The 13,051-nt window shown below is 56.7% G+C and carries 9 protein-coding genes; 5 read left to right on the top strand and 4 right to left on the bottom strand.

Annotated elements, in window-relative coordinates:
• Nucleotides 1–132 precede the first annotated feature (132 nt).
• Nucleotides 133–2,841, bottom strand: a complete 2,709-nt coding sequence (gene mgtA, locus ACJ9Y9_RS02950) for a magnesium-translocating P-type ATPase (RefSeq protein ID WP_032666757.1) — start codon at nucleotides 2,839–2,841, stop codon at nucleotides 133–135.
• A gap of 388 nt (nucleotides 2,842–3,229) precedes the next feature.
• On the opposite strand from mgtA, the gene treR reads away from it, so the two are divergent.
• From treR to nrdG, 5 genes are all read left to right on the top strand, one after another.
• A complete protein-coding gene (gene treR / locus ACJ9Y9_RS02945) occupies nucleotides 3,230–4,177 on the top strand; it encodes a trehalose operon repressor TreR (RefSeq protein ID WP_028016499.1) in 948 nt (315 codons plus the stop codon).
• Nucleotides 4,178–4,305: 128 nt separating this feature from the next.
• Nucleotides 4,306–5,724 carry a PTS trehalose transporter subunit IIBC gene (gene treB, locus ACJ9Y9_RS02940; RefSeq protein WP_028016498.1) on the top strand — a complete coding sequence of 473 codons (1,419 nt, stop codon included), beginning with the start codon at nucleotides 4,306–4,308 and terminating at the stop codon, nucleotides 5,722–5,724.
• A 51-nt stretch (nucleotides 5,725–5,775) separates the two neighbouring features.
• On the top strand, nucleotides 5,776–7,419 hold the full coding sequence (gene treC, locus ACJ9Y9_RS02935; protein WP_028016497.1) for an alpha,alpha-phosphotrehalase: 1,644 nt from the start codon (nucleotides 5,776–5,778) through the stop codon (nucleotides 7,417–7,419).
• 372 nt (nucleotides 7,420–7,791) lie between these two features.
• On the top strand, nucleotides 7,792–9,930 hold the full coding sequence (gene nrdD, locus ACJ9Y9_RS02930; RefSeq protein ID WP_028016496.1) for an anaerobic ribonucleoside-triphosphate reductase: 2,139 nt from the start codon (nucleotides 7,792–7,794) through the stop codon (nucleotides 9,928–9,930).
• Nucleotides 9,931–10,070: 140 nt separating this feature from the next.
• Nucleotides 10,071–10,535, top strand: coding sequence for an anaerobic ribonucleoside-triphosphate reductase-activating protein (nrdG, locus tag ACJ9Y9_RS02925; RefSeq protein ID WP_028016495.1), 465 nt, complete (start codon nucleotides 10,071–10,073; stop codon nucleotides 10,533–10,535).
• Between the two features lie 3 nt (nucleotides 10,536–10,538).
• Here the strand turns inward: nrdG and ACJ9Y9_RS02920 are convergent, their stop codons facing one another.
• The 3 genes from ACJ9Y9_RS02920 to ACJ9Y9_RS02910 form a co-directional block, all read right to left on the bottom strand.
• Nucleotides 10,539–10,823 carry a type II toxin-antitoxin system RelE/ParE family toxin gene (locus tag ACJ9Y9_RS02920; protein ID WP_028016494.1) on the bottom strand — a complete coding sequence of 95 codons (285 nt, stop codon included), beginning with the start codon at nucleotides 10,821–10,823 and terminating at the stop codon, nucleotides 10,539–10,541.
• Nucleotides 10,813–11,055: a type II toxin-antitoxin system RelB/DinJ family antitoxin gene (locus tag ACJ9Y9_RS02915; protein ID WP_028016493.1), complete on the bottom strand. Its 243-nt coding sequence runs from the start codon at nucleotides 11,053–11,055 to the stop codon at nucleotides 10,813–10,815. The genes ACJ9Y9_RS02920 and ACJ9Y9_RS02915 overlap by 11 nt, the downstream gene beginning before the upstream one ends.
• Nucleotides 11,056–11,132: 77 nt before the next feature.
• The gene (locus ACJ9Y9_RS02910) at nucleotides 11,133–13,043 is read right to left on the bottom strand and encodes a transcription antiterminator (protein ID WP_028016492.1); all 1,911 of its coding nucleotides are present in this window, start codon (nucleotides 13,041–13,043) and stop codon (nucleotides 11,133–11,135) included.
• Between the last annotated feature and the right edge of the window lie 8 nt (nucleotides 13,044–13,051).

Raw genomic sequence — 13,051 nt, 5'->3', positions numbered from 1 at the left:
AAGCGAATGCGCCGACGGAGATCACAGGTTGTTGAATTTGAGAGGAAAGCCAGCTGCCGGGTGGCGGCTTCGCCTTACCGGGCCTACGTTCGGATCGTAGGCCCGGTAAGCGCAGCGCCACCGGGCTTGCCGTTACTGCCATCCATACCGACGGCTGTAGAATCCTTTCACCATCTGCGTCAGTACCATGTAACCCGCAAGGATCGCCACCAGCCATGGGAAGTAGCTCAGCGGCAGCGCCTGCAGCTGCAGGTAGCTCGCCAGCGGCGAGAACGGCAGCGCGATCCCAAGCGCCATCACAATCCCCGTCATCACAATCAGCGGCCACGCGGCACGGCTCTGGATGAACGGAATGCGGCGCGTGCGGATCATATGCACAATCAGCGTCTGCGACAGCAGCCCCACCACAAACCAGCCAGACTGGAACAGCGTCTGGTGTTCCGGCGTGTTGGCATGGAACACAAACCACATCAGGCAGAAGGTCAGGATGTCAAAGATGGAGCTGATCGGGCCAAAGAACAGCATAAAGCGCCCCAGATCGGCCGGGTTCCAGCGCTGTGGCTTCTGGATCTGCTCGTCGTCCACGTTATCAAACGGGATCGCCACCTGAGACACATCGTACATCAGGTTCTGGATCAGCAGATGCAGCGGCAACATTGGCAGGAACGGCAAAAATGCACTCGCCACCAGCACGCTGAAGACGTTTCCGAAGTTGGAGCTGGCGGTCATTTTGATGTACTTGAGCATATTCGCAAAAGTACGACGCCCTTCGATAACCCCTTCCTCCAGCACCATCAGGCTCTTTTCCAGCAGAATGATGTCGGCCGCTTCACGGGCAATATCCACCGCACCATCCACGGAGATGCCAATATCCGCTGCTCGCAGGGCGGGTGCATCGTTGATGCCATCGCCCATAAAGCCTACCACGTGACCTTCACGACGCAGCAGGGTGACAATACGTTCTTTGTGCATCGGCGTCAGGCGGGCAAACAGCGTGGTGTGCTGCGCCAGTTTTGCCAGTTCGTCGTCGGAGAGATGCTCAATATCGCTCCCCACCACCACATCACCCGCGTCCAGCCCCACTTCGTGGCACACTTTCGCCGCCACCAGTTCGCTGTCCCCGGTGAGGATTTTCACGGTAATCCCGCTCGCCTTCAGCGCTTTCAGCGCCGGTGCGGTGGTCTCTTTCGGCGGATCGAGGAAGGCGATGTAGCCCTCGAGGATCAGATCGGATTCGTCAATACGCTGATAATCCCCCTCGCGGGCTGGCAGGAACTTGCTCGCTACCGCCACCACGCGCAGCCCCTGGCGGTTCAGGTTGTCTGTGACGCGCTTGATGCGGCGCAGCATGGTGTCGTCCAGCGGCACGATGTCACCGTTATAGTGCACCTGCGTTGACACATTCAGGATCTCCTGCAGCGCACCTTTGCAGATCAGCTGATGGACATCCGCCTGCTCGCTCACCACCACCGACATACGGCGGCGCTCGAAGTCGAACGGGATCTCATCCACCTTCTGCCAGCGGCCAGAGAGCGTGCGGGCAGACTCTTCATCCACCCCTTCCAGCACCGCGACGTCGAGCAGGTTTTTCAGCCCGGTCTGGTAGTGGCTGTTCAGCCACGCGCTGTGCAGGACACGCTCGCTGGTTTTACCGGAGATATCGGTGTGGTTCTCCAGCACGATTTTGTCCTGCGTCAGGGTGCCGGTTTTATCGGTGCAGAGAATGTCCATTGCGCCAAAGTTTTGAATGGCGTCGAGGTGTTTAACGATCACTTTCTGTTTAGAGAGCTTCACCGCCCCACGCGCCAGCGTAGAGGTGACGATCATCGGCAGCATTTCCGGCGTTAAGCCGACGGCCACGGAGAGCGCAAACAGCGCCGCTTCCCACCAGTCACCTTTGGTGTAGCCGTTGATCAGCAGTACGATCGGCGTCATCACCATCATAAAGCGGATCAGCAGCATGCTGACGCGACCAATCCCTTTCTGGAAGGCATTGGGTTCACTCTCCTGCTCGCTGACGCGCCCGGCAAGCTGACCAAACCAGGTATTACCCCCGGTAGCGGTGACAATCGCCTGCGCGGTGCCGCTCACCACCGTGGTGCCCATAAAGCACAGGGTATCGCACTCGAGCGGGTTCATCTGCTGCGGGTCGCGGCTGCGCGCCACCTTTTCCACAGGCAGGGATTCCCCGGTCAGGGAGGCCTGCGCGACGAACAGATCGCGTGCCTGGATGATGCGTAAATCCGCCGGGATCATATCCCCTGCGGCAAGCTTCACCAGATCGCCCGGCACCAGCTGGTCGATGGGCAGTTCCACCCAGGCATTTTCGCCGAGATCGTTAATCACGCGCGAGACTGTCGCGGTGTTACTGACCATCGCCTTCAGGGCATCCGCCGCTTTGGTGGACCGGGCTTCCTGAATAAAGTTCAGCAGCGTGGAGATCCCCACCATCAGGGCAATCACGCCTGCGGCAAACAGATCTTCCGTGGCATAAGAGATGATGCCGAGAACGGTCAGCAGCAGGTTGAAGGGGTTGCGGTAGCAGAGCCACAGATGCACCCACCACGGAGACGGTTTTTGCGCCGGGATCTGGTTATCGCCATGCACGGCGCGGATTTTTTCCACTTCGGCCGCATTCAGCCCTTCCGGGTGTCCGCCAAAGGCGCGCCAGACTTCGTTTTCATCCATTGCTGCCACATTCAGGCAGCGCTCGGTCAGAGAAGCGGGGATCGCCGCGCCAGCCATGTTTTTGGCATTGGGCAGCGGGTCGCGCTGAACCAGGCGATGTGGCAGGTGGCGGCTTAACAGGGCCTGTAGTTGCCGGGTAATATTTTTCAACATAGTCATTCCTCCACATCCGCAAACGCGGACGCAGCATTTCCTTCAGGCGTGGCAAGGCCGTACCTGAGAGGCACTCAATTTTTCAAGCAGGAACGTTTATGACGTTGCTGCCTCACGCCGGTGAGACAGCAAAAGGCTGGCTTACCGGAAAGAACGTCTTCTCCCGTTCAGGAGAGGTGTGGGATCGGGATCCATGAAGCCTCCGGTAAGTAAAAAACAGGGTGTCGCCGCGCAGTATAAGGATTTAAGCGTACCCTTTGTGATGATTCGGGCGGTATTATACCCCCCTGCAAATAAACCGAACGTAAACCAGACTTTGCCCATAGCGAAATTGTGCTCAGTCATTAGGCTCAATTAACCACTTTGTTGTTGTTACAGGGAATACAGCATGCAGAACCGCCTTACGATTAAAGACATCGCGCGTTTAAGCGGCGTGGGGAAATCCACCGTGTCGCGCGTGCTGAACAACGAAAGTGGCGTCAGCGAGCGTACTCGCGAGCGCGTTGAGGCGGTGATGAATCAGCACGGTTTTTCCCCTTCCCGCTCTGCGCGTGCCATGCGGGGACAGAGTGACAAGGTGGTGGCCATTATTGTTTCGCGTCTGGATTCGCTGTCGGAAAATCTCGCCGTTCAGACCATGCTGCCCGCCTTCTATGAACAAGGCTACGATCCGATCATGATGGAGAGCCAGTTCTCTCCCCAACTGGTTGAAGAGCATCTGGGGATGCTTCAGCGACGCAACATTGACGGCGTGGTGCTGTTTGGTTTTACCGGCATTCAGGAAGAGATACTGAAACCCTGGCAGCCTTCGCTGGTGCTGCTGGCGCGCGATGCCAACGGTTTTGCCTCCGTTTGTTATGACGACGAAGGCGCGATTATCACCCTGATGCAGCGACTATTCGATAAAGGTCATCGCCACATTAGTTTCCTCGGCGTGCCGCACGCGGACGTCACTACCGGCAAGCGTCGCCACGAAGCCTACCTGGCATTTTGCAAAAAGCACAACCTCTCTGCCGTGGCCTCCCTGCCGGGGCTGGGGATGAAGCAGGGCTACGAGCAGGTCGCCAGCGTCCTGACGCCGCAGACCACCGCGCTGGTGTGTGCCACGGATACCCTGGCGCTGGGTGCGAGCAAATATTTGCAGGAACAGGGCATCGACGATCTGCAGGTCGCGAGCGTCGGCAGCACGCCGCTGATGAAGTTTTTGCACCCGGAAATTATTACAGTCGACCCGGGCTACGCCGAGTCCGGCAGACAGGCCGCCACACAGCTGATCGAGCAGATCAACGGGCGAACTGAGCCGCGCCAGATCGTTATTCCTGCCCACCTCTCTTAACCCCCGCTCAACGGTTTATTGTGATCTTCGCCCGATTTCGGGAACGTTCCCATTTTCGCCGTCACGCTGAAGGAGTAGGCTTGCGCTCAGGTCATTACACCCCTAACCATCTGTCATGAGGTTTCATGATGAGTAAAGTCAAACAAGCAGATATCGATCGGCTGATCGTCCTGGTCGGCGGGCGCGAAAACATCGCAACCGTCAGCCATTGCATTACCCGCCTGCGTTTCGTGCTGAACGATCCGGCCAAAGCCAACCCGAAAGCCATTGAAGAACTCTCCATGGTTAAAGGCTGCTTCACCAACGCCGGTCAGTTCCAGGTCGTTATAGGTACCGAAGTGGGCGATTACTATCAGGCTCTGCTGGCGACTACCGGGCACTCTTCTGCCGATAAAGAGCAGGCAAAGAAAGCCGCGCGCCAGAACATGAAGTGGCACGAGCAGCTGATTTCCCACTTCGCAGAAATCTTCTTCCCGCTGCTGCCAGCGCTGATCAGCGGGGGCTTAATTCTGGGCTTCCGTAACGTCATCGGTGATGTGCCGATGAGCGACGGCAAAACCCTGGCGCAGATGTACCCGGCGCTGAAAACCATTTACGACTTCCTGTGGCTGATTGGCGAAGCGATCTTCTTCTACCTGCCGGTCGGGATCTGCTGGTCCGCAGTGCGCAAAATGGGCGGCACGCCAATTCTGGGTATCGTACTGGGCGTCACGCTGGTCTCTCCACAGTTAATGAACGCTTACTTACTTGGTCAGCAGGTGCCGGAAGTGTGGAACTTTGGTCTGTTTACCATCGCTAAAGTGGGCTATCAGGCGCAGGTCATTCCGGCGTTGCTGGCAGGTCTGGCGCTGGGCTTCATTGAGACTCGCTTAAAACGCATCGTCCCGGATTACCTTTATCTGGTGGTGGTTCCGGTTTGCTCACTGATTATCGCCGTATTCCTGGCGCATGCCTTTATCGGTCCGTTTGGCCGCATGATCGGCGACGGCGTGGCCTTCGCGGTTCGTCACCTGATGACTGGCAGCTTCGCGCCGATTGGTGCCGCGCTGTTCGGTTTCCTGTACGCCCCGCTGGTGATCACCGGCGTGCACCAGACCACCCTGGCCATTGATATGCAGATGATTCAGAGCCTTGGCGGTACGCCGGTCTGGCCGATTATCGCCCTGTCTAACATCGCACAGGCGTCTGCGGTAACCGGCATTATTCTGGTCAGCCGTAAACATAACGAGCGTGAAATCTCCGTTCCGGCTGCCATCTCCGCCTACCTCGGCGTGACCGAGCCGGCGATGTACGGTATCAACCTGAAATACCGTTTCCCGATGCTCTGCGCGATGATCGGTTCCGGTCTGGCAGGGCTGGTGTGCGGTCTGAACGGCGTAATGGCGAACGGCATCGGTGTTGGCGGTCTGCCGGGCATTCTCTCCATCCAGCCCGCTTTCTGGCAGGTGTTTGCCCTGGCGATGGCTATCGCGATTATCGTCCCAATGGCGCTCACCACCGTGGTTTACCAGCGTAAGTTCCGTCAGGGCTCGCTGCAGATTGTTTAACTTTATCTTTCGGGGCGCAGTTGCGCCCCTTCGCATTTGCAGGAACGCATTATGAATACCCTTCCTCACTGGTGGCAGAACGGCGTCATCTATCAGATCTATCCAAAGAGTTTCCAGGACACCACTGGCAGCGGCACCGGTGATTTACGCGGCGTGACGCAGCGTCTGGACTACCTGAAAACCCTCGGCATTGACGCCATCTGGCTGACGCCGTTTTATATCTCCCCGCAGGTGGATAACGGCTACGACGTGGCGAATTACACCGCCATCGATCCCGCCTACGGCACTCTGGATGATTTTGATGAACTGGTCGCCAGGGCGCATGAGCGCGGCATCCGCATCGTGCTGGATATGGTGTTTAACCATACGTCAACGCAGCATGCCTGGTTCCGCGAATCACTGAATAAAGAGAGCCCGTACCGCCAGTTTTATATCTGGCGCGACGGCACGCCGGAGCAGCTTCCCAACAACTGGCGCTCCAAGTTTGGCGGCAACGCCTGGCGCTGGCACGCCGAGAGCGAACAGTACTACCTGCACCTCTTTGCTCCGGAGCAGGCGGATCTCAACTGGGAAAACCCTGAAGTGCGCGCCGAGCTGAAAAAGGTGTGCGAATTCTGGGCCGATCGCGGCGTGGACGGCTTACGTCTCGACGTGATTAACCTGATCTCAAAAGATCAGGATTTCCCGAATGACGAGGCAGGCGATGGCCGCCGTTTCTACACAGACGGGCCGCGCATTCACGAATATCTGCGGGAGATGAGCCGCGACGTCTTTACGCCGCGCAATCTGATGACGGTGGGCGAGATGTCCTCGACCTCGCTGGAAAACTGCCAGCAGTACGCCTCTCTTGATGGCAGTGAATTGTCGATGACCTTTAACTTCCACCACCTGAAGGTGGATTATCCCGGCGGCGAAAAGTGGACGAAGGCGAAACCGGACTTCGTGGCGCTAAAAACCCTCTTCCGCCACTGGCAGCAGGGCATGCACAACAAAGCCTGGAACGCGCTGTTCTGGTGTAACCACGACCAGCCGCGCATCGTGTCGCGCTTTGGTGACGAAGGCGAATACCGCGTTCAGGCTGCGAAGATGCTCGGCATGGTGCTGCACGGCATGCAAGGTACGCCGTATATCTATCAGGGTGAAGAACTTGGCATGACCAACCCGCACTTCAGCCGCATCACCGATTACCGTGACGTGGAAAGCCTGAACATGTTCGCCGAACTGCGGGCCAGCGAGCGCGATCCGGACGAATTACTGGCGATTCTGGCGAGTAAATCCCGCGATAACGGCCGCACGCCAATGCAGTGGGACGCTTCGCACAATGCGGGCTTCACCGAAGGTGAGCCGTGGATTGGCGTTTGCGACAACTACGAGACGGTAAACGCCCGCGCCGCGCTGGACGACCCGGATTCGGTGTTTTACACCTATCAGTCGTTGATTAGCCTGCGTAAAACCCTGCCGGTACTGACGTGGGGGGATTATGAGGATCTCCTGCCAGAACATCCTTCTCTGTGGTGCTACCGTCGTCAGTGGCAGGGAAAGACGCTGATTGTGGTGGCGAACCTCAGCGGCGAGAGCCAGACATGGCAGAATGACGCCCTCAGTGGCGAATGGCAGCCAGTAATGAGCAACTATGCCGCGCCACAAACCACCAGCCTACGTCCGTTTGAAGCCGTCTGGTGGCTGCAACCGTAATGCGACGCCGGGCACAATACCGTGCCCGGCTTATTTTACTGTTTTTGTTGAATAATTAATCAGATTTTTCCTGCCCGTATTTACAATCGCTGAAGCGCCCGTCGTTTGTACTCTCGTCTTTTTACTTTGTTCTGAATCAAATAAAACGCAAACATGTTTGATGCAAATCACTATATGTAGCACTTAAAATGCACGCCGACCCAACATCTTGTATTTATCGTCTACTATTCCAACAACAAGACGGCGACTCAGCTCTCCGGAATTGTGGATAACAAATGTCGGGAACGAGGGAAGTCACTCACCTGGCTGACAATACAGCCTCTGAATACTTCTCCACCTCTGTGGATAACCTGTTTTTAAAATGGAGTGATCATGACACCGCATGTGATGAAACGTGATGGCTGTAAAGTGCCGTTTAAATCAGAGCGCATCCAGGAAGCCATTCTGCGTGCAGCTAAAGCAGCGGGAGTCGATGACGCAGATTACTGCGCCACCGTCGCAGAAGTCGTTAGCAGCCAGATGAATGAACGCAACCAGGTGGATATCAACGAGATCCAGACCGCGGTTGAGAACCAGCTGATGGCGGGTCCTTACAAGCAGTTAGCCCGTGCCTACATTGAATACCGTCACGATCGTGACGTTGAGCGTGAGAAGCGCGGCCGTCTGAACCAGGAGATCCGTGGCCTGGTAGAGCAGACCAACTCCGCCCTACTGAATGAAAACGCCAACAAAGACAGTAAAGTGATCCCGACCCAGCGCGACCTGCTGGCCGGTATCGTCGCTAAACACTATGCCCGCCAGCACCTGCTGCCGCGCGACGTGGTGTCGGCGCACGAGCGCGGTGAGATCCACTATCACGATCTCGACTACTCGCCATTCTTCCCGATGTTCAACTGCATGCTGATCGACCTGAAGGGCATGCTGACCCACGGTTTTAAAATGGGTAACGCCGAGATTGAACCGCCAAAATCAATCTCCACGGCCACGGCGGTCACGGCGCAGATTATCGCCCAGGTCGCCAGCCATATTTATGGTGGCACCACCATTAACCGCATTGATGAAGTGCTGGCCCCGTTCGTGACGGCAAGCTTCAACAAGCATCGTAAAACGGCCGAAGAGTGGCAGATCCCGGACGCGGACGGCTACGCCCATTCCCGCACCGAGAAAGAGTGCTACGACGCCTTCCAGTCGCTGGAATATGAGGTGAACACGCTGCACACCGCCAACGGCCAGACACCGTTTGTGACCTTCGGTTTTGGCCTGGGCACCAGCTGGGAATCGCGCCTGATTCAGCAGTCGATCCTGCGCAACCGTATTTCCGGCCTCGGCAAAAACCGCAAAACCGCCGTGTTCCCGAAACTGGTGTTCGCCATCCGCGACGGTCTCAACCATAAGTTTGGCGATCCGAACTACGACATCAAACAGCTGGCGCTGGAGTGCGCGAGCAAACGTATGTATCCGGACATCCTGAACTACGATCAGGTCGTTAAAGTCACCGGTTCGTTTAAAACGCCTATGGGCTGCCGCAGCTTCCTCGGCGTCTACGAAGATGAAAACGGCGAGCAGATCCACGACGGGCGCAACAACCTCGGCGTCATCAGCCTGAACCTGCCGCGCATCGCGCTGGAAGCCAAAGGCAATGAGGCCGAGTTCTGGAAATTGCTGGACGAGCGCCTGCAGCTGGCGCGCAAAGCGTTGATGACCCGCATTGCGCGTCTGGAAGGGGTCAAAGCCCGCGTGGCGCCAATCCTCTACATGGAAGGGGCCTGCGGCGTGCGTCTGAAAGCGGACGATGACGTGTCTGAGATCTTCAAAAATGGTCGTGCGTCGATTTCGCTGGGCTATATCGGTATTCACGAGACCATCAACGCATTGGCTGGCGGCACGCATATGTATGACAGCGAAGCCCTGCGTGAGAAAGGCATCGCCATCGTTCAGCGCCTGCGCGACGCCGTTGATCAGTGGAAAGAGGAAACCGGCTACGGCTTCAGCCTGTACAGTACGCCGAGCGAAAACCTCTGCGACCGTTTCTGCCGTCTGGACACCGCCGAGTTCGGTATTGTGGAAGGGGTAACCGACAAAGGTTACTACACCAACAGCTTCCACCTCGACGTGGAGAAGAAGGTGAACCCGTACGACAAGATTGATTTCGAAGCGGCGTATCCGCCGATCGCCAGCGGCGGCTTCATCTGCTATGGCGAGTACCCAAACATTCAGCATAACCTGAAAGCGCTGGAAGACGTGTGGGATTACAGCTATCAGCACGTGCCGTATTACGGTACCAACACGCCAATCGACGAGTGTTACGAGTGCGGATTTACCGGTGAGTTTGAGTGCACCAGCAAAGGCTTCACCTGCCCGAAATGCGGCAATCACGATGCGGCTCGCGTCTCTGTGACCCGCCGCGTGTGCGGCTATCTCGGCAGCCCGGATGCGCGTCCGTTCAACGCCGGCAAGCAGGAAGAGGTGAAGCGCCGCGTGAAGCATTTGGGGAATGGGCAGATCGGGTAAGTTCTTCGCCGGGTTTTCCCCCTCACCCTACCCCTCTCCCTCAAGGGAGAGGGAACCGATCGAGCACATTGCAAGCCTGACGCCGGTTTTCTCCCTCTCCCTGTGGGAGAGGGCCGGGGTGAGGGCATCAGGTTAACGCTATGAATTATCATCAATATTATCCCGTCGACATCGTCAACGGTCCCGGCACCCGCTGCACCCTGTTCGTCTCAGGCTGCGTCCACGAATGCCCCGGCTGCTACAACAAAAGCACCTGGCGTTTAAATTCCGGTATGCCGTTCACCGCAGAGATGGAAGACCGGATCATTAACGATCTCAACGACACGCGCATCAAACGTCAGGGGATTTCACTTTCCGGTGGCGACCCGCTCCACCCGCAAAACGTGCCGGAAATCCTGAAGCTGGTTAAACGCATTCGCCGCGAATGTACGGGAAAAGATATCTGGGTCTGGACAGGCTACAAGCTGGATGAGCTGAACGCGCAGCAAATGGAAGTGGTGGATCTGATTAACGTGCTGGTCGACGGCAAATTCGTGCAGGATTTAAAAGACCCGGCGCTGATCTGGCGCGGCAGCAGCAATCAGGTTGTGCATCATCTGCAGTGATCGTTAGAGCCGTTTGTTTGCATCATGATAAACGGCTGCTTTCTCTCTCTTGCCGATAGCGATAACAAATACCGTTACAACGTTTTCCTGAACCTGATAGACCAAACGATAACCCTGGGATCTGAGTTTTATTTTGTAGCAATCCGGTAGACCATGCAGGCGGGCCGATTCGACCCTTGGGTTCACCAATACGTCCGCTAGTTTCTTCTTAAACTGGTCTTTTACAGTCTCCCCCAGCTTGCTCCATTCCTTTAACGCCCTCGGATCAAATGCCAGTTCATAAGTCATCCAGACTAACCTTAATTCCCTTTTGCGGATTAGCCAGCCGCTCCCGGACTGCCTGTATCAGTTCTTCTTCATTGTCGCTAATGGTGACCGTTTTCACCGGCATACGCCCCGTCTCCGCGACGTACTGAAACAGTAATCGCACGGCTTCCGTTGGGGTGATATTGAGTTTTTCCAGCACGGCATAAGCCTCGTTTTTGAGTTTGTCATCCAGACGGACGTTCAGCGTGGCCATTATGCCTCCAGTAAAATCGAATGCGTAATGCAGTTTAGCATTACATTCGCATTACATCGAATTCTGGATAACGCCTCTCAAAACCGGCTCAAACTCTCCATCGCCACTGCCTTAAACTCGGCAAAATCTCCGCAGCTACAGAGCCGCGACATCGCCCGTTCACGCAGGAAGGTGACGAAGATATCGTAAATCGCCATCGCCTCTTCGTATTCGCTTTTGCTGATAGCGAGCAGGAAGATGACGTGTGCGGTTTCGTCGCCCCACTGGACGCCGTGCGGGGCGAGCACGGTATAGACTACCGTTTTCTGCGCCAGCAGGCCGAGTGAGTGCGGCAGCGCAATGCCATCGCCGAGCATGGTGCTGACGATGGCTTCACGCTCGACGACCGAATCCAGGAACTCCGCGCCGACAAACCCCTCGCCTTCAAGCTGCGCGCACAGTTCACGGAACAGCGTTTGCTGATCAACGGGCGTGTCGATAATGCGGAAATGGGCCGCGTCGAAGTATTTATCCAGCATCCACGGGCGGGTGCGGTCCACCAGCACCAGCTTGCCGATCTGTTCTAACTGATAGTCAGTCGGGAATGGGGCGATCATCACCACCGGTTTGGACTTTTCGCTGACGCGGGCGGTGGCGATCACAAAGTCTTCGCTAATCATTTCCGCCAGCTCGTACTCGCGCAGGGTGAGCGTGCGCGTCACCTCAATCTGCGGGTATTTGCGCTGCAGCACCGCCTCAATCATACGCACCATGGCGTTTCCGGCGTCGCACACCAGCAGCACGCGCGGCTGTCGCTGGTAGCCAATGTTGTAATGGCGCTCCAACCCAACGCCAATATGTAATACCAGAAAACCAATCTCGTTTTCGCTGATCACATACGGTGTGTATTTGCCCCAGCTCGATACCGCCGCGAGGGTCATATCCCATGCCATCGGGTAGTGCTGCTTGATGTTTTCCAGCAGCGGATTGGGGATCATGATTTGGTACCGCACCCGGGTGATCATGGTTTTAATGTGTGTGAGCAGATCCGCGTGCAGCTGCTCGTCACTGAGCAGGTTGTAGTTATAGTGAGTGTTGATGTAACGCAGGATGTAGTTGACCAGCGCTTCGTCGTCGTCAGCGTTGATCGCGCTGGGTGCTATCTCCTGGATCTGCCGCGCGGCAATGTGTACGCAAAGCCAGCTCTCTTCCGACGGCGAAAGCGTTTTGCCCGCCAGATGCTGAATGGACACTGCGATATCTTTCGCGGCTTCACGCACGTTCTCTTCCACATCTTCAGCATGGAATTCCGGCAGTGGATAGCCTTCGCTGATACGACGTACCGATACCGCACAGTACAGGCGCAGGAACAACTCACCTTCGTCGGTCAGGCGGATATGGTGGCGTGTTAGCGCATCGTGTAGTACAGGCACCATCTGTTCTGCCACACCTGCATTAAGCGCCACGTCGGTCACCAACGGGTTCAGACTGTCCTGCTGTGCCAGCTCCCAGAGCAAGTCCGTCAGACAGGCACGGGTCGACATCTCGCTGCCAAACAGCTTCATACCATGGCGCGGTCGGGTTTCCAGCGTCAGATTATAACGGTGGAACCACTCGCGCACTTCCGCCATGTCGCTTTGCAGCGTGGCGCGGCTGACGAACCACTCGTCAGCCAGATCCTCAAGTTTGAGAGAAAATGCCGAGGTAAGAAAACGCACCACCAGATAATGCACGCGCTCCATCCCGGTTCGGGGAATACGCAGCGCGCGCGGGTGGGAGGCCTGCAATTGCTGATAACGCTCGGCGTCATCAATTTTAAGCTGATAACCATTCCCCCGGCTCAGAATAAACTGCGCGCCGTGGCTCGCCAGCAGCGCGTTCAGGGCAGTGATATCAGCGCGGACGGTTCGCGTGGAAACCGACAGCCGCTGCGCCAGTTCATCCTGCGGCAGCGTCTCGTTTTGCAACAGATCGAAAAGTTGCGCTAAACGTTGATTCGGAAATCGCACGTCGTTGT

Origin of the sequence: Enterobacter sp. CPE_E1241, assembly GCF_045618265.1 — a bacterium.
In the GTDB taxonomy this organism is placed as follows: domain Bacteria; phylum Pseudomonadota; class Gammaproteobacteria; order Enterobacterales; family Enterobacteriaceae; genus Enterobacter; species Enterobacter adelaidei.
Note: the sequence above shows the minus strand (reverse complement) of the source record. Positions and strands in the feature narration are given on the sequence as shown.

What these genes read in the sequence shown, in the direction of transcription:
- treR (WP_028016499.1), top strand. Translation starts at nt 3,230, where the DNA reads ATGCAGAACCGCCTTACGATTAAAGACATCGCGCGTTTAAGCGGCGTG.
- mgtA (WP_032666757.1), bottom strand. Translation starts at nt 2,841, where the DNA reads ATGTTGAAAAATATTACCCGGCAACTACAGGCCCTGTTAAGCCGCCAC.
- treB (WP_028016498.1), top strand. Translation starts at nt 4,306, where the DNA reads ATGAGTAAAGTCAAACAAGCAGATATCGATCGGCTGATCGTCCTGGTC.
- nrdG (WP_028016495.1), top strand. Translation starts at nt 10,071, where the DNA reads ATGAATTATCATCAATATTATCCCGTCGACATCGTCAACGGTCCCGGC.
- ACJ9Y9_RS02915 (WP_028016493.1), bottom strand. Translation starts at nt 11,055, where the DNA reads ATGGCCACGCTGAACGTCCGTCTGGATGACAAACTCAAAAACGAGGCT.
- ACJ9Y9_RS02920 (WP_028016494.1), bottom strand. Translation starts at nt 10,823, where the DNA reads ATGACTTATGAACTGGCATTTGATCCGAGGGCGTTAAAGGAATGGAGC.
- nrdD (WP_028016496.1), top strand. Translation starts at nt 7,792, where the DNA reads ATGACACCGCATGTGATGAAACGTGATGGCTGTAAAGTGCCGTTTAAA.
- treC (WP_028016497.1), top strand. Translation starts at nt 5,776, where the DNA reads ATGAATACCCTTCCTCACTGGTGGCAGAACGGCGTCATCTATCAGATC.